Source organism: Microbacterium sp. NPDC057407, from assembly GCF_042803895.1.
In the GTDB taxonomy this organism is placed as follows: domain Bacteria; phylum Actinomycetota; class Actinomycetes; order Actinomycetales; family Microbacteriaceae; genus Microbacterium.
The window spans coordinates 102,675-124,217 of the sequence record NZ_JBHVCA010000005.1; the positions used below are offsets into that span (position 1 = coordinate 102,675).

Consider the following 21,543-nt stretch of genomic DNA (forward strand, 5'->3'; position numbering starts at 1 on the left):
TCGGAGCGCGAACGTACGGTGTGTGCATGCGCATCCTGCACACCTCGGACTGGCACATCGGGCGGTCGTTCCACGGCCACGCCACGCTCGATGCGCTGCGCGGGGTGCTCGACGCGCTCGTCGAGCAGGTGCGCGAGCGCGAGGTCGACGTGGTGATCGTCGCGGGAGACGTGTTCGACTCCGCGGCGCCGGCGGCGGCGTGCTACGGCGTGCTCTCCGACAGCCTGCGCGCGCTCTCCGACACCGGGGCCGCGGTGATCGTGACGAGCGGCAACCACGACTCGGCCGCCCGGCTGGGATTCCAGTCGGCGCTGCTGCGCGACGGCATCCACGTCGTGACCGATCCGAGGTCGGTAGGCACACCGATCACCGTGGCCGACGCGCACGGACCGGTGCACTTCTACGGCATCCCGTTCCTCGAGCCGGCGCTCGTGCGGCACCTGTGGCCCGACACCGAGCTGCGGTCGCAGCGGGAGACGATCGAGCACGCGATGGGTCTTGTCCGGAGCGACGCGGCCGAGCGCGGGGGCCGCACGATCGCGATCGCGCACTGCTTCGCAGCGGGGGTGGATGCCACGCCCGGCGTCGAGCGCGAGATCCGCCAGGGCAGCCTCGACGTCGTCCCGCTCGCGGCGTTCGACGGGCCCGACTACGTCGCTTTGGGGCACATCCACGGGCGGCAGCAGCTGTCGCCGCGCGTGCGCTACGCCGGGGCGCCGCTGCACTACAGCTTCGGCGAGGCCGACAAGCCGCGGGGTTCGTGGCTGGTCGACCTCGACGCGTCGGGTCTGGCCACCGTCGAGTGGCTCGATCTGCCGGTGCCCCGACGCCTCGTGACGCTGCGCGGATCGCTCGACGAGCTGCTCGGTGACGAGCGTTTCGCCGACGCGGCCGACGCGTGGGTGTGCGCCCAGTACACCGACGCCACACCGCAGACCGACCCGATGCGGCGGCTTCAGGCGCGGTTCCCGTTCTGCGCCACGGTGATGCACACGCCCGAGGGCACGCTGGCCGACGACGGACTGACGTACGCGCATCGGGTGCGGCGGGCGCGGTCCGACGTCGAGCTCGTCGACGCCTTCCTCACCCACGTGCGCGAGGGCGAGGGCGCCTCGGCCGCCGAGACCGAGGTCATCCGCGACGTGATCGACGAGCGCACGCTGGCGGAGGCATCCGCGTGAGACTGCACCGACTCGAGCTGACGGGGTTCGGGCCGTTCCGTGAGCGGCAGGTCGTCGATTTCGACGCGTTCGCGGCCGACGGCATCTTCCTCATCGCCGGGCGCACCGGCGCCGGCAAGTCGAGCGTGCTCGACGGCGTGACGTTCGCGCTCTATGGCGGGGTGCCGAGGTACGAGGGGAGCGAGCGCCGGCTGCGCAGCGACCACTGCGCGCCCGAAGACCCCACGAGGGTGTCCGTGGAGTTCAGTGCCGGCGATCGCCGTTGGCGGGTCACGCGCTCACCCGATTACGAGCGGCCCAAGCAGCGGGGCACCGGGATGACGACCGAGCCGCATCGCGCCCAGCTCGACGAGCTCGTCGAGGGCGAGTGGGTGGGCAGGGCGGCGCGTCCGGTCGACGTGGCCCGCGAGCTCGACGAGATCCTCGGCCTCACCCAGCAGCAGTTCCTGCAGGTGATCCTGCTCGCGCAGAACCGGTTCGCCGAATTCCTCCTCGCGAAGAACGACGAGCGGCAGCGCCTGCTGCGCCGGCTCTTCGGCACCCGCACCTACGAGGGCTACCAGGCGGCCCTCGAGCAGCGGCGGCGCGACGCCGAGCACCAGCTCGCCGCGGCGGGCGACGGGGTTGCGATGCTCGTGGGCGAGGCCGAGCGCCTCCTCGTCGCGGACGGGCTCCAGGGCGAGGGCGAGCCGCCGGCCGATGTCGTGGCGCGACTCGAGGCCGCGGGCACCGGGGTGCAGCGGGCGGCGTATCGTGCCGAGACGCTCGTGCGCGAGCGCGATGAGGCGGATGCTGCGCACCGCGTCGCCGAGCAGGCCCACGCGGCGGCCAAGGCGCTGCGTGACAAGCAGGAGCAGCGACTCCGCTCGCGGGCGGCGCTCGCCGGACTGGAGGCTGCCGAAGAGAAGGTGTCGCACGACCGGGCGGTTCTCTCCGCCGCTGTCGAAGCGGAGGGGCTGCGCGCGTACGTCGAGGCGGTCGCCACGGCCGACGCCGCGATCCTCGCCGCGGACGCAGAAGTCGAGACGCGGCGGGAGGAGTGGGACGCCCTGGCGGTCGATGACGACGCCCAGGCAGCCACGGCCGCGGATCTCACCGCGATCGCCGACCGGCTCACGGGCGAACTCGCCGTGTACGCGGCGGCCGAGGGGGCCGAGAGCACGCTGGCCCGTACTGCCGCCGAGCTCACCGACGGCGAGGCGACGGCACGCGAGTTCGAGCAGCTGCTCGCTGCGCTCGACGCGGCACGAGGGGCCTTCCCCGGTCAGCTCGCGGCGCTCGATCTGCAGCTCACCTCGGCCCAGGCCGAGGCGGGGGCGCTCGCATCGCTGACCGCGCGACGTGACGAGCTCCGGCGACGCCTCGACGCCGCGCGCGAGGCCGCGCGGCTGACCGAGGTGGCGCGCGATGCCGAGGCCGCCTATCTGGCGGCCGGCACGCGGCTCGACCGGGCCCGCGCCGTCGTCACCGACCTTCTGAGGCGCCGGCTCGCCGGGCGCGCCGCCGAGCTGGCGGCGGAACTCGTCGACGGCGAGGCGTGCTCCGTCTGCGGTTCGACGACCCACCCTGCGCCCGCGGAACCTTCCGACGACGCGGTCACCGACGACGAGATCACGGCCGCCGAAACCGCCCGCGAATCCGCTGGCGAGGGGGAGAAGACCGCAGCGGATGCCGCGCGCTCGGCCCGCGAGGCGCTCGCCGCTGCGGTGGCGCAGGCAGGCGGCGACGACGCCGAGACTCTCGACCTGGCCGTCAGAACGGCGCAGGAAGCCGTGCGGGCGGCAGAGCAGGCCGCCTCCCGACGCGACCGTCTCGTGCAGGAACGCGAGGCTCTCGCGGCAGCCGAGCGCGACGCGGCAGCGGAGCGCGAGAAGCTCGCGAGCGACCTGTCCGATCTGCGCCAGCGAATCGCCGGGCTGTCGGCAGAGGCGGAGGCCGCGCGTCGCATCGTCGATGAGGCCCGCGGCGAGTTCGACTCGGTGGCCGCTCGCATCGCGGACGCGAAGCGCCGTCGTTCGCGAGCGGCGGCGCTGGCGGACGCACTCTCCCGTGCGGAGTCAGCCACGGCGACGGCGACGACCGCCCGGGCGCAGCTCGAATCGCGAATCGCCGGGTCCGGATTCGCCGACGTCGCGTCGGTCCGGGGGGCGCTGCGCGCCGACTCCGAGCGCGCGCGGATCGAGGAGCGCGTGCGGCAGCACGACGTCGCACTGCGAACCGAGAGGGACCGCCTGCGCGATCTCGAACTCGACCTCGCCGGAGAGCCGGAGGAGCCGGTCGATGTCACGGTCACCGCCGGCGCCCTCGCCACGGCGCGGGAGCGCTGGAGCTCGGCCGTCGACAGCGCGGCGCATGCGATCCAGACCTCCGAGCGCCTGGCCGATCTCGTGGCTCGCGCCTCGACGGCGCATGCGGCGATCGCCGGGCTCGCCGAGGACTATGGCGTTGTCGCCCGACTGGCGAACACGGTCAGCGGACGAGCTCCCAACACCCACCGCATGACGCTCGAGTCGTTCGTGCTGGCCGCCGAGCTGGAAGAGATCGTCGAAGCGGCCAACCTGCGCCTCTCCGACATGTCGACGGGCCGGTACCGGCTGCAGCACAGCGACGCCCTCGCCGCCCGCGGCGCTGCGTCGGGGCTCGGGCTCGAGATCATGGACGCCCACACCGGAATGGCGCGGCCGGCGCAGTCCCTCTCAGGCGGAGAGACGTTCCTCGCCTCCCTCGCGCTCGCGCTCGGACTCGCCGAGGTCGTCACCGCCCGCGCCGGAGGCGTGCGGCTCGACACCCTGTTCATCGACGAAGGATTCGGGTCGCTCGACGACGACACCCTCGAACTCGCCATGCGCACTCTCGACGAGCTCCGCCAGGGCGGCCGCACCGTCGGCCTCATCAGCCACGTCGCCGCCATGAAAGAGCAGATCCCCGCCCAGCTGGCGGTGGAGGCCTCGTTGCAGGGCCCGAGCGTGATCCGGCAGGCCGCCGTCGGGTCGCCCGTCGCCGCCGCCTGAGCCATTGCCGCTCCGCGGCCAGGGGTGTAGGTTCACGCGCAGATCGGGCCCCCGACTGATTCCGTCCACCGCCGGCTCATCCGGCCGCGGCAGCGCGCCGCCCCCCACTCCTGTCACAACGTCGTACGGAGTCACTCATGCGCATCTCGGTCCGGGCGCGCCGCGCCCTCGCCACCCTGACGGCCGGCGCCGTCATCGTCTCGGCAACGCTGTTCTCGACATCCGCCGCCCATGCGGCACCCCTGCCACCCGACAACGTGCGGGTCATGGCCGCCCTCGGCGACTCGATCACGCAGGCGTCGATGACGTGCGGCAGCCTCGTGAACTGCCCCGCGAACAGCTGGGCGACCGGCACGAGCACGACCGTCAACTCGCACCTGCTGCGACTGAGGGCGACGGCCGCACCCGACAACCTCGTCGGCTACAACGACGCGGTGGCCGGCTCGCTCTCGTCGGCGCTCAACGCCCAAGCCCAGAAGGCGGTGACGCAGCGCGCCCAGTACGTGACCATCGAGATCGGCGCGAACGACGCCTGCACACGCACGGTCGGGGCGATGACGCCGACCGCGACCTTCCGGACGAACGTGCAGGCGGCACTGGCGACACTCGCCGCAAGCCCTGATGCGCCGCAGATCTTCGTCGCCAGCATCCCGAGCCTCCAGCGCCTGTACGACATCAACAGGTCCAGCTTCAGCGCCCGCTTCACCTGGAGCGTGCTCGGCATCTGCCAGTCGATGCTCGCCAACCCGACCAGTACCAGCGCCGTCGACGTGCAGCGCCGGGCCGCCGTTCAGCAGCGCGTGAACGAGTACAACCAGGTGCTCGCGGAGAGCTGCGGCGCCTACCCGGCCACCTGCCGGTACGACGGCGGTGCCGTTGCCACCTACGCGTTCGTCCGGTCGGACATCTCGACCCGCGACTACTTCCACCCCTCGGTCTCGGGACAGGCGACGCTGGCGAGCATCACCTGGGCGAAGACCCAGTGGGCCTCCTGAGCGCCCCGGAGACGGTGAAGGGCGGCGGTCCGAAGACCGCCGCCCCGACCACTCAACGCACCGTCACTCGGACAGGTACTGCTCCGCAGCGTCGTGCACGACGTCGTAGAACCGCGTGGCCTGGTTCTCGTCGAACGTTCCCTGGCTCGACTCGACGGTCGACGAGATGAATGCCTCGCGCCCCGCTTCGCCGGCCAGCACAAGACCCTTGCCGGTCGCGATCAGCATGTCGTCGGTGTAGAACTCGGCCACGAGTTCCTCGGACACCGACGGCTCGATCTCCTGCATGATCGCGAGGATCTCGGGGCGTACGGCGTCGAGATAGGCCGCCTCGTCATACGTGCCGGCGGGGGCCTCCTCGGTCACGGTCACGTCGGAGTCCGACTCGCTGCCGCTCGCCGATCCCGCCATGGACAGGCCGATCCACAGGAATGCGGCTGTCAGCGCGCCGACCCACAGGATCCCGCCGAAGACCGACACCGCGATCGCGCCGATGCCGAGGCCCTTGCCGCCCTGCTTCTTGCTGACGAGCGTCACGATGCCGAGCACGAGGGCCACCAGGAGCAGCAGGCCGCCGACGAGGGCGAGGACGAGCGATCCCCACGCGAGCGGGATGAACGCGGCGCCGACCAGGACGAGACCGCCGATCGCGAGACCGAGCGATGCCCAGCCCAGGGTGCGCGGGCGGTCCGCCGTCGACACGGGTGCGTCGTAGGCGGGCTGACCGTATGCCTGGCCGTACGGCGCCGCCGGGGGCGCGTCGGAGGGCGGGTATGCCGCGGTCGGCTGCCCGTCGGCGGCCGGGAACGCGGTCGTGGGCTGCTCGTATGCCGGCGGATACGGGACGGTGGGCTGAGCGTCCCCCGACGGCGCCGGCGGATATGCCTCCGTGGGCTGGGCGTCGGGGGAAGAGGTCGGAGCCGGAGTGGCGGTGTCGGTCGCGGGCGCGCCGCCGTCGGACGGCGGGGGTGTGGTGTCGTTGGGGTCGCTCATCGAGTTCCTCGCTGCTGCGTGTGCATGGACGCGCGGAAGACAGGATGCACCCCCGCGGCTCCTCAGACTATCTAGGCTGGCTCCGTGAACAAGAGCACCGTCTGGACCGTCATCGGAGTCGTGGTCGCGATCATCATCGTGTGGATCCTCGTGGACGTGCTCTTCTCGCTGCTGTGGTTCATCGGCAAGCTCGTCATCGTGCTGATCGTCGCGGCGATCGTGTTCTTCGTCCTCCGCGGGATCTTCTCGCGCCGCGACTGACCGCCCGGCGCGGCCCGCTAGACGCCGTAGTCCGCGCGGATCCGGTCACGCAACTGGTGGCTGCAGGCCGTGACGGCCGCGCGCCAGTCGGTGATCGCGTCATCCTGCGCACGATCCGACACGGCCTTGAGCACCCGGATGGGCACCCCGAAACGGTTCGCCACCCACACGTACGCGTACGTCTCCATGTCGACCAGTCCCGCGCCGAGCGGACGGATGACCTGCACCGCCTCGGCGTCGTCGACGAAGTGGTCTCCGGTCGCGATCGTCACGCCCTCCCGGCCGAGCTCCACCCGCGCCGGCAGCGAGACGTGCTGCCCGACGATGCCGTCGATGTCGGTGACGTCGTGCTGGATCGCCGCATCGATCTCGTACACGTCGGCGTCGAGCCGCGCGTCGATCGCGCCCGCCGTGCCGACGACCACGATCTCGTCGTACTCGCGGGCGTCGAGCGCGCGGGTCAGCGCGTAGGTCGCCTGCAGCTTTCCCGGACCGGTGACGAGCCGGTCGAAACCGGGCAGGTCGTCGGGAAAGGCGACGAGTTCGGCTTCGAGGGCCGCGACGAGGAGCTTCACCCCTCCATTCTCGCCTGCCCGCGGTCGTGCCCGGTGTGCGCCGGTGCGGAGAAGTGCGGAACGACGGATGCCTCGCCCCCGAGGCATCCGCAATTCGGAGCATCTCCGCCCCCAGCCCGACGGCGCGCGGCTCCTCACCGCAGCGAGAGCGGGCCGATCACCACGCCCCGCGGAACGCGGTGCCACCGAGCCCGGGTCTCGCGGAACTCCTCCCGAGTGGTGAACCGGTAGCGGTAGGCCACCGCGCGCACCCACCGCGGCGGCCGGCCGTCGAACGGGTCGTGGCGCAGCAACCGAAGGGTCGGGGCATCCGCCTGCAGGAGCCTGAGCAGGAACACCGTGAACCAGTCGTCCAGCGAGCGGCCGAGGGGCAGGAACCACATCAGCCAGTCCAGGCGCAGGTGGTACGGCGCGAACTGGCGGGGGATGCGCCGCACGTCGCCCGGCTTGCCTTTGAAGTCGTACTCGCGCCAGGTCGCGGCATCCGGGTCCTCGTCGTCGGTGCCCTCGATGACGATCTCGATCCGCTGCTTCGTGACCGTGCCGAAAGCGCCGTACGCGTTGGCGAGCTGCCACCGGTTGAAGCTGGCGTTCATCAACTGGCGGCGGGCGAACAGGTTCCGCACGGAGGGGACGCTCAGCACGAGGTACAGCGCGCCGACCAGGCACGTGACGACGAGCCAGGGGAGCGGCATCCCGTCGATGATCCACGGCGGGTCGCCGGCCGCTGCCCGCGGCGGCGCGCCGATCCCGGGCAGCGCGACCGCCGAGAAGGCGAGCACCACGGTCGCCCAGTTGAGCCACGCGAAGTTGCCCGTCACGATCAGCCACAGCTGGGTCGCGATGATGATCGCCGCGGCCGCCGTGCCGACGATCTCGGGCCACGCGCCGTCGACGAACAGGCTGAGCAGCGGCGCGAACAGGAACCACGGCACCACGAGCTGCGCGAAGTGGTTCCCGAGCACCTCGCCCTTGTGGAACCACCGCGGCAGCAGGTGCGCCTGACGGCTCAGCGGTCCCGGCATCGGCTGCGTCTCGTGGTGGTAAGTGAGCGCGGTGAGGTCGCGCCATTCGCTTCCACCCCGGATCTTGATCATCCCCGCGCCGAACTCGAGGCGGAACACCAGCCACCAGAACAGAACGATCACGACCGTGGGCGGCGGTTCCCGGTCCGACCCGAGGAACGCCGCCAGGAACCCCGCCTCGAGCAGCAGCATCTCCCAGCCGAAGCCGTAGAACGTCTGCCCGATGCTGACCACCGACATGTAGCCCAGCCACAGCGCGAGGAAGCACACCATCGACGCCCAGGGGGAGAGCAGCTGCGGGATGCCGCAGACCAGCGCCGCCGACAGGACGATGCCCGCCCAGCACAGCGCGACGAGCCGGCGGTCGGTGTAGTCGATGAAGCGGAACAGCGTCGGGCGGAGCATTTTCCGCCCGCGGGGCGACGTACGCACCCAGTCCAGCAGCTCGGGTGCCGGAAGGAATCCGCGCTCACCCAGCAGCGGGCGGAACTGGTTCAACGTCGAGACGAACGCGACGAGGTACAGCGCCGCGATGCCGCGCTGGAGCACCTGCCGTGCGAACTCGAAGTCGACTGCCGCGAACCCGTCCACGCGCTCATCGTGGCACCGGCGGCGGCCGGCCGCGCGGGGCCTTGCCGCGCCCGCGCCGAGGGAGTACAGCGCGGCGCTTCCGTGGTGGCTGCCGACCGCGCCAGGATGAAGACGCGCCCGAGGTCCGGTGCGGGAAGAGGTGGACGATGCAATCGGTGCTGCTCGACACGCCCGCGGGGGTCACCGCGCGGCTCGGCTGGGACCCCAAGCTCCCCGAGCACGACCGCAAGCGCCAACTGGCCCGCGAGATCGTCGCGGCGCAGCTGGGCGTCGAGGAGCGGTCGGTGCGGATCGAGCGCGAGGCGCCCGGCCAGTTCGGATTCCACACCCAGCTCATCGCCGAGATCGACGGGCAGGAGGTGCCGTTGCGGATCCGCAACGCCAACTTCCGGGCCGCGACGGTGGTCGCCGTCGCCGATCCCGCCGTTCCGCTCGGGCTGGATCTGCGCGACGCGCACCCCGACGACGCGACGCTGCGCGAGATGCGGCGGCACTCGCACCTGCCCGACACCGACGATGTCGCCAAGCTCCTGGCGCACTGGACCCGCGTGCAGGCGGTGCGCGACGCCGACGGTCGCGGTGCCCGGGTCGCCGCCGACCACGTGCGCCTCGACAGCCCGCTGACGAAGGGCTGGATCCCGGACCGCCGCGTGTACTACCAGCTCGCCGACCTGTCGCGCGACAGTTGGGTGATCACGCTCGCCTACGGCGCTGCTCCCGCCTGACCGGCATTCCGGATGCCTCTGCCCGAGGCATCCGTCCGCTCACTCCTCGACGAGTTCGGGGAGCGCGGCCTTCAGCTCGGCGATCCACGCGTTGGCGTTGCCGTCGGACGGCGCACGCCAGTCGCCGCGAGGCGAGAGCGAACCGGCGGGCGAGACCTTCGGCCCGTTCGGGATCGCCGAGCGCTTGAACTGCGCGAACGCGAAGTACCGACGCAGGAACACCTGCAGCCACTTCGCCACGGCCGGCAGGTCGTACGCGTAGCGGTCCTCGTCGGGGAATCCGGGCGGCCACGCGCCGACCTCGGGATCGTGCCACGACCGCCACGCGAGGAACGCGATCTTCGACGGCCGGAAGCCGAAGCGCAGCACGTGGTACAGCGCGAAGTCGTGCAGGGCGTAGGGGCCGATGCGGTCCTCGGTGGACTGGATGCGGCCGTCTTGACCCGCCGGGACGAGCTCCGGGCTGATCTCGGTGTCGAGCACGGACTGCAGCACGGCCGCCTCGGCGTCATCGACGCCTTCGCGATGCGAGATCACCCAGCGGATCACGTGCTGGATGAGCGTCTTGGGCACGCCGGCATTGACGGCGTAGTGGCTCATCTGATCGCCCACCCCGTACGTCGCCCAGCCGAGCGCCAGCTCGGACAGGTCGGAGGTGCCGATGACGAACCCGCCGTGCTGATTGGCCAGCCGGAAGAGGAAGTCGGTGCGGATGCCGGCCTGCACGTTCTCGAACGTGATGTCGTGCACCGGTTCGCCTTCGGCGAAGGGGTGACCGATGCCCTCGAGGATCTCGGTCGCGGCCGGCCGGATGTCGATCGTCTCGATGGTCGCGCCGACCGACTCGGCGAGGGCGATCGCGTTCGACTTGGTGTGCTCGCTCGTCGCGAAGCCCGGCATCGTGTACGCGAGGATGTCGCTGCGCGGTCGCCCCATGCGGTCCATCGCCCGCGCGACCACGAGGAGCGCGTGCGTCGAGTCGAGACCGCCGCTGACGCCGATGACCGGCTTGGGACGACCGATGGCCTCCATGCGCTGCACGAGCCCCGAGACCTGGATGTTGAAGGCCTCGTAGCAGTCCTGCGCCAGGCGCGCGGGGTCGTCGGGGACGAACGGGAACCGGTCGAGCGTGCGCCGCAGCCCGACGTCGGCCGCGGGCGGGTCGAGCTCGAAGTGCACGACGCGGAACTGCGGCTCGTAGGTGCGGCGGTTGTCGTCGAACGTGCCCTGGCGCAGGCGATCCTGACGGAGCCGGTCGAGGTCGACGTCGGCGACCGACTGCCGTGGACCGTCGGGGAAGCGCTCCGTCTCGGCGAGCAGGTTGCCGCCCTCGTAGATCATGGTCTGCCCGTCCCACGACACGTCGTTCGTGGACTCGCCCATCCCCGCGGCCGCATAGGCGTACGCGGCGAGGCACCGCAGCGACTGGGACTTGCAGAGATCCTTGCGGTCTTCCGCGCGCGCGATCGTGATCGGGCTGCCGCTGAGGTTGAGCAGCACCGTGGCTCCCGCAAGGGCGGCGCCCGCCGACGGCGGGATGGGCACCCACACGTCCTCGCACACTTCGGCGTGGATCACCAGGCCCGGCACGTCGAGGGCCTCGAACAGCAGGTCGGGTCCGAACGGCGCCTCGAGCGAGCCGACGCGGATGTCTTCGCCGACCTGATCGTCGCCCGGGGCGAACCAGCGGCGCTCGTAGAACTCGCGGTAGGTCGGCAGGTACGACTTCGGCGCGACGCCGAGCAGCTCGCCTCGGTGGATGACGACGGCGCAGTTGTGCAGACGGTTGCGGTGCCGCAGCGGCGCGCCGACCACGATCATCGGGAAGAGATCGACGGATGCCTCGACCAGCCGCTCGATCGCCGCCTCCACGCCGTCGAGCACGGCGTCCTGCATCAGAAGATCCTCGATCGAGTAGCCGGTGAGGCACAGCTCGGGGAAGAGGGCGACCGCGACGGCGTCGGCGTCGCACTCGCGCGCCGACGCCAGCACCGCCTCGGCGTTCGCAGCCGGATCGGCGATGACGACCGGGATCGTGCAGGCGGCGACGCGGGCGAACCCGTGGCGGTAGGCGCTCTCGAAGGGGAGGCTCATGGCTCCCATCCTGGCAGGCGGCCGGAAGCGCCGGGGAGGGGGTTGCGCCCGCAGGGGTGGTTGGGGCGTCGATGTCGCGCGCCGCGCCGCGGCGTCCGGCGGGTCGTGCCCGGTTCGCGCCCCGAACCTGGCGGATGTCGGGTGGCGTGTGTTTGGGGCGTCGATGTGGCGGGCCGCGCGGGGGTGTTCGGCGGGTCGTACTGGGTTTCGCGCCCCGAACCTGGCGGGTGGCGGGTGGCGTGTGTTTGGGGCGTCGATGTGACGCGCCTCGCCGGAGTGGCCGGCGGGTCGTGCCCGGTTCGCGCCCCGAACCTGGCGGATGTCGGGTGGCGTGTGGTTGGGGCGTCGATGTGGCGGGCCGCGCGGGGGTGTCCGGCGGGTTGTGCCGGGTTCGCGCCCCGAACCTGCTGGGGGGCGGATGGCATGTGGTTGGGGCGTCGATATCGCGCGCCGCGCCGCGGCGTCCGGCGGGTCGTGCCCGGTTCGCGCCCCGCACGCGGTGGGTGTCGGCGCGGGGCAGGGGGTGTCGGATGCCGCGGCTAATGTCGACGGGGGAAGGGCGGAATGCGATACATCGAAGACGAAGGCCGGATCGTCTGGAGTGCGAGCGACCTCAAGGCCGCGGCCGAGTGCGAGTTCGCGTGGCTCCGCGCGATCGACGCGAAGCTGGGCCGGGTCGAGGCCGTCGAAGAGCCCGAGGACCTCACCCTCGAGCGCGCCGGTCGGCTCGGCACGGCGCACGAGCGGCAGGTGCTCGCCGATTACGTCGCGCGTTTCGGCGCGGGCGTCGTCGAGATTCCCGAGACGCGCTCGTCCGACGCGATCGCGCTCGCCGAGGCGGTCGCGCTCACGAACGCGGCCCTCGCCTCCGACGCCGACGTCGTGTATCAGGCAGCGTTCGCGACGACCGACTTCGTCGGGTTCGCCGACTTCCTCGTGCGCGACGGCGCCGGCGCGTGGCTCGTGCAAGACACCAAGCTGGCGCGCCACGCGCGTGTCACGGCGCTGATGCAGCTGGCCGCCTACGTCGATCAGCTCGACCGCCTCGGCGTGCCGCGCTCCGACCGCGTCGAGCTGCTCCTCGGCGACGGCAGCGTCAGCGAGCACGAGGTCGACGACCTGCTTCCCGTCTTCCGGTTGCGCCGCGAACGCCTGGCCGCGCTCATCGCCGATCGTCGGATCGACCTCGGCTCGGCGGGTGCGCCGATCGCGTGGGGCGACCCGCGCGGCGACCTCGACGTCATGGCGTGCGGACGCTGTGCGACGTGCGACGCCGAGGTCGTGGCATCCCGCGATCTGCTGCTGGTGGCCGGCATGCGTCCGGTCCAACGAGAGCGCCTGCGTGCCGCCGGCGTGCGCACGATCGACGAGCTCGCGGGAGCGCCCGCCGGTCCCGCAGGCATGAACCCCGACACGTTCGGGATGCTGCGCACCCAGGCCCGTCTGCAGCTCGAGAGCCCGGCCGGCACACCGCCGCTCGCCGCCCCGGCTCCCCACGATGCGGGCATTCCTCCCGTGCCGACCTACCGCGTGGTCGCGCCGCCGGCGCTCGGCGCCCTGCCCCGGCCCGATCACGGCGACCTGTTCTTCGACTTCGAGGGCGATCCGCTGCACACCGAGCCGAACCCGCCCGGTCGCGAAGGCGATCCCATCCAGTGGGGCATCGACTACCTGTTCGGCTGGGTCGACGCGCGAGAGCAGTACACCGCCCTCTGGGCGCACACGTTCGCCGATGAGAAGCGGGCGCTCGAGACGTTCCTCGACATCGTCCAGCTGCGGCGGCAGCAGCATCCGGGCATGCACATCTATCACTACGCTCCCTACGAACCCACTCATCTGCTCGCGATGGCCGCGCGGCACGGGGTGCGCGAGGCCGACGTCGATCGGCTGCTCCGCGACGGCGTGTTCGTCGACCTGTACCCGATCGTGCGGCGGGCGCTGCGTGTCGGGTCGCGGTCGTACTCCATCAAGAAGCTCGAGCCGCTGTACATGGGCGACGAGGTCCGCACCAGCGATGTGCAGAAGGGCGACGACTCGATCGTGCGCTACGTCGAAGCGCGCGCGCTGGCGGCGGACGGGGCGGATGCCGAGGCCCGGCGGATCCTCGACGACCTGGCCGACTACAACCGCTACGACTGCGTCTCGACGCTGCGGCTGCGCGATTGGCTCGTCGACCGCGCCCGCGAGACGGGCATGCGTCCGTCGCCCAATCCCGAGCCCGACGAGAGGGCCTACGAACCGTCGCCACGGGCACTGGCCTTGGAGCGACTGGCGGCCGAGCAGCCGGTCGCGAGCGCAGACGCCCAGTCGCTGCGCCTGGGTGCGGCCGCGATCGACTACTACCCGCGCGAGGCGAAGTCGTTCTGGGCGACCCACTTCCTCCGGCTGCGCGAGCCCGTGTCGCTGTGGGAAGAGACCCGCGACGTCGTCGTGATCGATCCGGCCCGCAGCCGGGTGGTCGAGGACTGGCACTTCCCCGAGAGCGGTCGGGGCGGAGAGCGGCGGACGATCGAGCTGCGCGGCGAGCTCGCGCCGGGCACGAGGCTCACCGAGGGAGCCGCTCCGTTCGCGCTCTACGAGCTGCCGGCCCCCTACCCGTTCGAGCCTTCGGTGCGGTGGATCCATTCGTATCGCTCGATCACCGTGCTCGAGGTGCTCGACGACGGGGCGCTCGTAGAAGAGACGGCCGTCGACGGGGTCACCTGGTCTCGTCTGCCGGTCGCGTTGACGCCTGCGGCTCCGCCGTCCGCCGGAAACCAGCAGTCCGCGATCGACGCGTGGGCCGACAGCGTCATCGACGCCGCACCCGACCTGCCCGCCGATCCCGCGACGGATGTGCTGCGCCGGCGGCCGCCGCGCACACGTACGGGCGGCCTCCCTGCGAGCACCGGCGACGACGTCGACGCGATCGTCCGGGCGGTGCTCGACCTCGACCGCAGCTATCTCGCCGTCCAAGGACCTCCCGGAACGGGCAAGACCTACGTCGGCTCGCACGTCATCGCGCGCCTCGTGCGCGACCACCGGTTCAAGGTGGGTGTCGTCTCGCAGGGCCACGCGACGGTCGAGCAGCTGCTCGACCGTGTGATCGCCGCCGGTGTTCCCGCACAGGCCGTCGCGAAGGCGCCGAAGGACGGGTCGGCCGAGCACGCCTTCACTGTCATCCCCAAGAACGGGGTCGCGGCGTTCACGGCCGAGCACGCCGACACCGGCTTCGTCGTCGGTGGCACGGCCTGGGACTTCAGCCACCAGGGCCGCATCCCGCGCGGCAGCCTCGATCTGCTCGTCATCGACGAGGCGGGGCAGTTCTCCCTCGCGTCGACGGTCGCGGTGTCGGTCGCCTCGCCTCGCCTGCTGCTGCTCGGCGACCCGCAGCAGCTGCCGCAGGTCAGTCAGGGCACGCACCCCGAACCGGTCGACACCTCCGCCCTCGGCTGGGTGATGGACGGCGCCGACGTCATCCCACCCGAGTACGGGTACTTCCTCGCCCGCACCCGGCGGATGCATCCTGCCGTCGCCGAGCCGGTGTCGCACCTGTCGTACCGGGGGCAGCTCGAAGCTCACCCCTCCACGGCGCTGCGCCGCATCGACGGGGTCGACACGGGGCTCGTCCCCGTCGCCGTGCGACACCACGGAAACTCGACGCAGTCGCCCGAAGAGGCCGACGAGGTGGTCCGGATCGTTCGCGACCTGGTCGGCAGGGCATGGACGGATGTCGTCGTCGACGAGGCCGATCGCGCGACCGTCCTGCCGCCGCGTTCGCTCGAGGCGCGCGACATCATCGTCGTGACCCCCTACAACGCGCAGCAGGTCGCCGTCGAGGAGGTGCTCGCTGCTGCCGGGTTCGGCGAGGTGCGGGTCGGGACCGTCGATCGATTCCAGGGCCAGGAGGCGGCCGTGGCGATCGTCTCGCTGGCGGCATCCTCGGGGCGCGACGCCCCGCGCGGGCTGGAGTTCCTGCTGCTGCGCAACCGGCTGAACGTCGCGATCTCGCGGGCGAAGCACACGGCATACCTCATCCATTCGCCGGCTCTGCTCGACGACCTGCCGTACACGCCCGAGGGTGTCGCGCGGCTCAGCGGGTTCGCCCGCCTCGTGGGCCGCGGCTGACCGCCGCGTAGACTCGGCCCGACGCGTGGGAGGAGAAACCGATGGTGGATGAGGCGCCCCGGCAGTTCGAGATCGATCTGCCGCCCGAGCTCATCGGCGGAGCCTACGCCGACTTCGCGAACGTGTGGCACACCCCGACGGTCTTCGTGATGGACTTCCTCACCCTGGCGCAGCCGCCGCGCGACCAGGTCGACCCCGAGACGGGGGAGCGGCACACGATCGTGCCGGCGCGTGTCGTGAGCCGCATCCGCATCCCTCCCGAGCAGGTGTTCGAGCTCGCGAAAGCGCTCACCCAGCAGCTGGAGTTCTGGGAGCAGGAGACCGGCCGTCGCACGACCCCGGGCCCGCTCCTCGACGACTGAGCCGCAGCCTCTAAACGGCCTCCCCCGGCCGTGTCAAGCCCGTTCGGCCGATTCTTTCTTCGACGTACCGTTGGTCATGCGTCGGATAGGCGCGGGTGCGGCATTCGTTCGGCGAGGGGCGGGTGCCGCACCGTTCTTTTTCCGCACGGTGGGCGCGGCCGCGCCCGAACTCATCAGCGGGCAGCCCCCTTGAGTCGCCAAGACACGCCGACCCGCGCGCGGCCGAGCGGCGTGTCTTGGCGACTCGGAGAAGGCCGGGGGGCACTCGCGTCGACCGCCGCGGAGGGCCCGCGTCGTTGTGTCCCCTGAATGCGGGACGCCGCCGACCGGTCAGACGGTGCCGTAGAGGCGATCGCCGGCGTCGCCGAGACCGGGCACGATGTAGCCCTTCTCGTTGAGGCGCTCGTCGAGGGCGCCGAGCACGAGCGTCACGTCGCGCCCGTCGACCTGCTTCTCGATCGCTGCGACGCCCTCGGGGGCGCCGAGCAGGCAGATGGCCGTGACGTCCTGGGCGCCGCGGGCGAACAGGAACTCGATCGCCGCGCCGAGCGAGCCGCCCGTGGCGAGCATCGGGTCGAGCACGAAGCACTGCCGGTCGCTGAGGTCGTCGGGAAGGCGCTCCGCGTACGTCGAAGGCTCGAGCGTCTCTTCGTTGCGCACCATGCCGAGGAAGCCGACCTCTGCGGTGGGGATGAGCTTGACCATGCCCTCGAGCATGCCGAGGCCGGCGCGCAGGATCGGCACGACCAGTGGCCGTGGCTCGCCGATCTTGACGCCGGTCGTCGTCGTGACGGGGGTCTGGATCTCGAGCGGCTCGACACGCACGTTGCGGGTCGCCTCGTAGGCCAGCAGCGTGACGAGCTCTTCGGTGAGCTGACGGAACACCGGCGACGAGGTGCGCTGGTCGCGCAGCACCGTGAGCTTGTGGGTGATGAGGGGGTGGTCGGCGACGTGCAGGCGCATGACCCCAGGTTAGTGCGTGCGGGCGACGTGCCCGAGGTGAGCGTGGGCCTACGCTCGACGTGTGACCGTCCAGCCCGCCGACGCCGCCGCCATGGACCTCGCCCTCGACCTCGCCGCCGCCGCGGGGCGGGAAGGCGACGTCCCCGTCGGCGCGGTGGTGACGGATGCCTCGGGTAGGGTCATCGGCCGAGGACGCAACCTCCGCGAGGCCACCCACGACCCCACCGCCCACGCCGAGGTGGTCGCGCTGCGGGGGGCCGCGGCATCCCTCGCCTCCTGGAACCTCGAGGGGTGCTCCCTCGTCGTCACCCTCGAGCCCTGCCTGATGTGCGCGGGTGCCGCCCTGCAATCGCGGGTGTCGCGGCTGGTGTTCGGCGCGTGGGACGACAAGGCCGGTGCGGCCGGATCGATGTACGACGTGGTGCGCGACCGACGCCTGCCCTACCGCGCCGAGGTCGTCGCCGGGGTACGGGAGGCCGAGGCATCCGCTCTTCTTCGTGACTTCTTCGACGCGCGGCGCTGATCGCCGTCAGGGCATCTGTTCGGCGAGGAAGGTCGCGACCGCGTGCGCGACGAAACCGCCGTCGCCGTTCATCCAGTGATCGGCGCCCTCGACCTCGATGAGCTCGACCTCTTTCGACGCCGCCTCCCACTGCGACGTGAGGAAGCGCGACCACCCGACCGGCGTGACCTCGTCCGCCGTGCCGTGCATCACCAACAGCGGTGCGCGCATGCGGTCGAGGTAGGTGAGGCCCGCACCGCGCCGCGGCGCTGATCAGCGCGGCAGGCGCGGGAGCACCTCTGTGCCGAGGAACTCGACCTGCTCGACGTCCTGCAGGTCGAGCAGCTGCAGGTACACGCGCTGCGCGCCGAGCGCGGCGAGCCGCTGCACCTTCGCCACGATCTCGTCGCGACCGCCGACGATGTTCGTGTCGCCGCGCACGTCGTCGACCGTGCGCCCGATGTTCGCCGCCCGGCGCTCGAGCTCGGATTCGGATGCTCCGGCCAGCGTCGGCAGCGCGACGGACAGTTTCAGCGACCCGGGGTCGCGGCCGAGCCGCTCGCACGCGGCCCGCACGCCCGCGAACTTCTCCGCGATCATGGCCTCGGGCTGGAAGCCGATGTTGAACTCGGTCGCGAACCGAGCTGCGAGCTCGGGTGTGCGGCGCGGCCCGGCCCCGCCGACGATCACCGGCACCCGTTCCTGTACGGGGCGGGGGAGCGGGGGCGCGTCGACCAGCTCGTAGTGCTCGCCCGAGAAACTGAACGTCGCGTCCGCGGCCGTGCCCCACAGCCCCGTCACGATCTCGAGCTGCTCCTCGAGCAGGCCGAACCGCTTCGCCGGGAACGGGATGCCGTAGGCCCGGTGCTCCCGCTCGAACCAGCCCGTCCCGAGTCCGAGCTCGGCGCGCCCGTGCGACATGGCGTCGACCTGCGCCACCTGGATCGCGAGGATGCCCGGCTGCCGGTAGGTGACCGACGAGACGAGCGTGCCCAGGCGGATGCGCGAGGTCTCACGGGCCAGACCGGCGAGCGTGGTCCACGCGTCCGTCGGGCCGGGTGACGGGTCGCCGGCGCCCATGCGCAGGTAGTGGTCGGACCGGAAGAAACCGTCGAACCCGAGCCGCTCGGCGGCCTGCGCGAACGCGAGCTGATCGTCGTAGCTCGCCCCCTGCTGGGGTTCGGTGAAGACGCAGTACTCCATGCCGGATCAGTCGCTCGACCGCACGATGAACTCTTCGGTCGCGGGAGCCGGATCGTCGCCGGGGCGGTAGATGTCGGGCTCGAGGTATATGACACGGGCGGTCGGCACGGCCTCGCGCACGCGCTGCTCGATGCGGTCGATGTCGGCCGCCACCTCGCCCAGGGGTCGGTCGGAGGCGAAGCCGAGCTTCGCCGCGACGAGCAGTTCGTCGGGTCCGAGATAGAGCGTCTTGATGTGGATCAGCTTCTCGACCTCGGACCCCGCGGCGATGGCGTCGACGATGCGGTCGTGATCGGCATCCGTCGCCCCCTCGCCGACCAGCAGGCTCTTCGTCTCGATGCCGAGCGCGATGGCGACCAGGATCAGCAGTGCCCCGATCATGAGCGTGCCGATCGCGTCGAAGATCGGGTTGCCGGTGAGGAAGGTCATGCCCACGCCGAAGAGGGCGAAGACCAGGCCGGTGAGGGCGGCGATGTCTTCGAGCAGCACCACCGGCAGCTCGGGGGCTTTCGCGTGCCGGACGAACGACACCCACGACTGGCCGCGGGCCCGGACGTGGTTGCTCTCGCGGATCGCCGTCCGCAGCGAGAACGACTCGAGCACGATCGCGATGACGAGCACGGCGATCGGGATCCAGTAGTTCGTCAGCTCGTGCGGGTGCGTGAGCTTCTCGACGCCCTCGTAGATCGAGAACAGGCCACCGACCGAGAAGAGGATGATCGAGACGACGAACGCGTAGACGTAGCGTTCGCGACCGTAACCGAACGGGTGCTCGCGGTCGGCCCGCTTCTTCGCGCGGCGGCCGCCGAGCATCAGCAGCAGCTGATTGCCCGAGTCGGCGACCGAGTGGATCGCCTCGGCGAGCATCGAGGCCGAGCCCGAGATGAACCACGCGATGAACTTCGCCAGCGCGATGCCCATGTTGGCCAGGAAGGCCGCGAGGATCGCCTTGCTGCCGCCGGAAGCACTCATGCGACGAGTCTACGGAGGCGCCGGAGACGTCCGGGACCCCCTTGCGAAACCGTCAATCGGCGGATCGGATGATGACCGCCTCGGTCGGCGGGGCCGGGTGGGCGGCCGGCCCCACGTAGCCGATCACGGTGAGCAGGCCGTGGCGGAACTCCGCCGGGCGCTCCAGGTGCGGGGTGTGGCCCACACCGTCGAGGCTCAGCTCGGTGACCTGTCCGCCGCCCGTCGAGTAGCGCTCGAGCACGTCGCGCATCTGCGTCACCATCGGCTGAGGCGGAGCGATCTCGTCGCCGGGCCAGCCCGGCACGATCCCCAGCTTGCCGAGGTTGTTGAGGTCGTAGAACGAGGCGTCCGACACGATCGCGTCGAGGGTGCCGTGCACCCAGAGGATCGGCGGCTTCTCGGCGAGGTCGGCGATGCCCGAGACGTCGAAGTGGCCGGGCGTCATCGTGTTGAGCACGCCGATGTCGCCGGCGCCGAACCCCGGCCAGTTCGCGCTGGTGACGGAATCTCCGGGGTAGTTGCCGGTGGCCGTCGAGGTCGTGAGCATCGATTCGACCCAGACGTCTTCGTTCTCGGTCTGGAAGCCGGGAGCGACGTAGCCCGAGCGGAAGACGCTGCGCGGCGAGGTCGGGGCGTCGTCGCTGACGTCGTGGTCGATGAGCCGCTGCACGAAGTCCGGGTTCGCCGCCCCTCCGCCCGTGCCGGCGTCGTCGTCGGTGAGACGGCTGCCGTCCCGGCGCGTGCCGCCGAAACCGTAGGGCGAGATCGGAGACTCGAGAGTGAGGCTGAGCACCGGGTGCTCGAGCGCGTACTGCATGATCACGCCGGCGCCCATCGACCACCCGACGAAGTGCGCCGTCTCGATGCCGAGCGCCTGGAGCGCGCCGAAGACGTCGTCGCTGAAGTCGCGCACGCCGCGCGTGGCGTCGAGCGGTGCATGCTCCGTGCCGCCGTAGCCGCGCAGATCGATCGCGATGACCCGCAGGTCGGACGGCAGGTCCTGCATGAGCTCCTGCCAGAACAGCGACGACGACACGTTGCCGTGGATGAGCACGACCGTGCGGTCCGCGGGCGTCTGGGGTGAGTCGCCCACACGCTCGAGGATGTTGACGTTCAGCCGCGGCGTCTCGATGACGCGTTCGGTGATGCCGTCGAAGAGGGTCATTTTCAGGGCCTCCCGCAGTCCACGCCGGAGGCGCCCTCGCCCCCGTTGCCACGATGATATCGTCGCGAGCCGCGCCCGCCGCAGGAACTTTCTGCGGTTCCGGATGCCTCGGCCCCCGGCATCCGGAATCACGGCGTCACTCGGCCGCGGACTCGTCCTCCGGTGCTCGGCCGGTGTAGAACCCGTAGGTGTTCGCCGCAGCCCGGGTGGCGGCCGCGGCGTCGGCGCCGGCAGCGACATGCGCGGCGCCCCACGCGTCGGCCGCACCGCGGTAGAACGCATCGCCCTCGGGCGTCGCCGCCCACGCCGCCGCCTCGGACGGGGAGGGGCCGTCCACCGCGCCGCCGAGGTGCAGGGCGAGCCCGAGGAGCCCGCCGTCCCAGCCGACACCGGTCGCGCCCGGACCGAACTGCTCCCAGAACCCCGGCGGGATGTCGGCGACGCGCGCGACGTGGGTCAGCTCGAAGCGCGTGGCGTCCGCGCCCTCAGCGCGCAGCGTGACGGTCAGCCAGGTCACCCCGCCGCCGAACTCCCACGTGGCGGTGTAGTGCGCGGTGCCTTCCGACGGCGGGACGCACTCCCGGATCTCGCCGCCGGCGTTCCCCTCGATCTGATACCGGCCGCCGAGGCGGAGGTCGCCCGAGATCGGCAGGAACCACCGTGCGATGCGGTCGGCGCTGGTGACGGCATCCCACACGTCGTCAATGGGCGCGGGATACGTCTGGGCCAGCGTCTGCACGTTGGCCGGGGCGCCGTCGACCTCTGTCGCGGCGACTCCGCGAGTCACGTCGTCGAGCTGTCGCTGCACGTCGACCATG

18 protein-coding genes are annotated in these 21,543 nt (G+C 71.6%); 8 read left to right on the forward strand and 10 right to left on the reverse strand.

Annotation, left to right across the window (positions count from 1 at the left end; all coding sequences use genetic code 11):
• The first annotated feature begins 26 nt into the window (after window positions 1–26).
• The 3 genes from ACFUTX_RS13675 to ACFUTX_RS13685 all read left to right on the forward strand — a co-directional run bounded on the left by ACFUTX_RS13675 (window position 27) and on the right by ACFUTX_RS13685 (window position 5,187).
• Window positions 27–1,181 carry an exonuclease SbcCD subunit D gene (locus ACFUTX_RS13675; RefSeq protein WP_378865644.1) on the forward strand — a complete coding sequence of 385 codons (1,155 nt, stop codon included), beginning with the start codon at window positions 27–29 and terminating at the stop codon, window positions 1,179–1,181.
• Window positions 1,178–4,192 carry an AAA family ATPase gene (locus ACFUTX_RS13680; protein WP_378865646.1) on the forward strand — a complete coding sequence of 1,005 codons (3,015 nt, stop codon included), beginning with the start codon at window positions 1,178–1,180 and terminating at the stop codon, window positions 4,190–4,192. Before ACFUTX_RS13675 ends, ACFUTX_RS13680 begins: the two co-directional genes overlap by 4 nt.
• Window positions 4,193–4,329: 137 nt before the next feature.
• Window positions 4,330–5,187, forward strand: a complete 858-nt coding sequence (locus ACFUTX_RS13685) for an SGNH/GDSL hydrolase family protein (RefSeq protein ID WP_378865649.1) — start codon at window positions 4,330–4,332, stop codon at window positions 5,185–5,187.
• A 63-nt stretch (window positions 5,188–5,250) separates the two neighbouring features.
• Here ACFUTX_RS13685 and ACFUTX_RS13690 read toward each other — a convergent pair whose 3' ends face one another.
• Window positions 5,251–6,180 carry a hypothetical protein gene (locus tag ACFUTX_RS13690; RefSeq protein WP_378865652.1) on the reverse strand — a complete coding sequence of 310 codons (930 nt, stop codon included), beginning with the start codon at window positions 6,178–6,180 and terminating at the stop codon, window positions 5,251–5,253.
• A gap of 84 nt (window positions 6,181–6,264) precedes the next feature.
• On the opposite strand from ACFUTX_RS13690, the gene ACFUTX_RS13695 reads away from it, so the two are divergent.
• A complete protein-coding gene (locus ACFUTX_RS13695; protein WP_378865654.1) occupies window positions 6,265–6,441 on the forward strand; it encodes a hypothetical protein in 177 nt (58 codons plus the stop codon).
• Window positions 6,442–6,458: 17 nt separating this feature from the next.
• On the opposite strand, the gene ACFUTX_RS13700 is transcribed toward ACFUTX_RS13695, so the two are convergent.
• Window positions 6,459–7,016, reverse strand: a complete 558-nt coding sequence (locus tag ACFUTX_RS13700; RefSeq protein ID WP_378865657.1) for a nucleoside phosphorylase — start codon at window positions 7,014–7,016, stop codon at window positions 6,459–6,461.
• Window positions 7,017–7,150: 134 nt separating this feature from the next.
• A complete protein-coding gene (locus tag ACFUTX_RS13705; RefSeq protein WP_378865660.1) occupies window positions 7,151–8,632 on the reverse strand; it encodes a lipase maturation factor family protein in 1,482 nt (493 codons plus the stop codon).
• Window positions 8,633–8,778: 146 nt separating this feature from the next.
• On the opposite strand from ACFUTX_RS13705, the gene ACFUTX_RS13710 reads away from it, so the two are divergent.
• Window positions 8,779–9,357 carry a hypothetical protein gene (locus ACFUTX_RS13710; RefSeq protein WP_378865663.1) on the forward strand — a complete coding sequence of 193 codons (579 nt, stop codon included), beginning with the start codon at window positions 8,779–8,781 and terminating at the stop codon, window positions 9,355–9,357.
• A gap of 39 nt (window positions 9,358–9,396) precedes the next feature.
• On the opposite strand, the gene ACFUTX_RS13715 is transcribed toward ACFUTX_RS13710, so the two are convergent.
• Window positions 9,397–11,451 (reverse strand): NAD(+) synthase, encoded by a 2,055-nt coding sequence (locus ACFUTX_RS13715; protein WP_378865666.1) that lies wholly within the window; start codon window positions 11,449–11,451, stop codon window positions 9,397–9,399.
• 564 nt (window positions 11,452–12,015) lie between these two features.
• Between ACFUTX_RS13715 and ACFUTX_RS13720 the strand changes: the two genes are divergently transcribed.
• Together ACFUTX_RS13720 and ACFUTX_RS13725 are read left to right on the forward strand one after the other, a co-directional pair.
• On the forward strand, window positions 12,016–15,558 hold the full coding sequence (locus ACFUTX_RS13720; protein ID WP_378865669.1) for a TM0106 family RecB-like putative nuclease: 3,543 nt from the start codon (window positions 12,016–12,018) through the stop codon (window positions 15,556–15,558).
• A gap of 41 nt (window positions 15,559–15,599) precedes the next feature.
• Window positions 15,600–15,920 (forward strand): DUF3467 domain-containing protein, encoded by a 321-nt coding sequence (locus tag ACFUTX_RS13725; RefSeq protein WP_378865672.1) that lies wholly within the window; start codon window positions 15,600–15,602, stop codon window positions 15,918–15,920.
• A 330-nt stretch (window positions 15,921–16,250) separates the two neighbouring features.
• On the opposite strand, the gene upp is transcribed toward ACFUTX_RS13725, so the two are convergent.
• Window positions 16,251–16,883, reverse strand: a complete 633-nt coding sequence (gene upp, locus ACFUTX_RS13730; protein WP_378865675.1) for a uracil phosphoribosyltransferase — start codon at window positions 16,881–16,883, stop codon at window positions 16,251–16,253.
• Between the two features lie 91 nt (window positions 16,884–16,974).
• On the opposite strand from upp, the gene ACFUTX_RS13735 reads away from it, so the two are divergent.
• Complete coding sequence (locus tag ACFUTX_RS13735; protein ID WP_378865988.1) at window positions 16,975–17,406, forward strand: nucleoside deaminase; 432 nt, start codon at window positions 16,975–16,977, stop codon at window positions 17,404–17,406.
• Window positions 17,407–17,412: 6 nt separating this feature from the next.
• On the opposite strand, the gene ACFUTX_RS13740 is transcribed toward ACFUTX_RS13735, so the two are convergent.
• The 5 genes from ACFUTX_RS13740 to ACFUTX_RS13760 form a co-directional block, all read right to left on the reverse strand.
• Window positions 17,413–17,616 carry an alpha/beta hydrolase family protein gene (locus ACFUTX_RS13740; RefSeq protein ID WP_378865678.1) on the reverse strand — a complete coding sequence of 68 codons (204 nt, stop codon included), beginning with the start codon at window positions 17,614–17,616 and terminating at the stop codon, window positions 17,413–17,415.
• Between the two features lie 42 nt (window positions 17,617–17,658).
• A complete protein-coding gene (locus tag ACFUTX_RS13745; protein ID WP_378865681.1) occupies window positions 17,659–18,588 on the reverse strand; it encodes an LLM class F420-dependent oxidoreductase in 930 nt (309 codons plus the stop codon).
• Window positions 18,589–18,594: 6 nt separating this feature from the next.
• On the reverse strand, window positions 18,595–19,560 hold the full coding sequence (locus tag ACFUTX_RS13750) for a cation diffusion facilitator family transporter (RefSeq protein ID WP_378865684.1): 966 nt from the start codon (window positions 19,558–19,560) through the stop codon (window positions 18,595–18,597).
• Between the two features lie 52 nt (window positions 19,561–19,612).
• Window positions 19,613–20,725, reverse strand: a complete 1,113-nt coding sequence (locus tag ACFUTX_RS13755) for an alpha/beta hydrolase (protein WP_378865687.1) — start codon at window positions 20,723–20,725, stop codon at window positions 19,613–19,615.
• A 136-nt stretch (window positions 20,726–20,861) separates the two neighbouring features.
• Entirely contained in the window at window positions 20,862–21,542 is a 681-nt protein-coding gene (locus ACFUTX_RS13760; RefSeq protein WP_378865690.1) for an SRPBCC domain-containing protein, read from the reverse strand.
• Window position 21,543 lies beyond the last annotated feature (1 nt).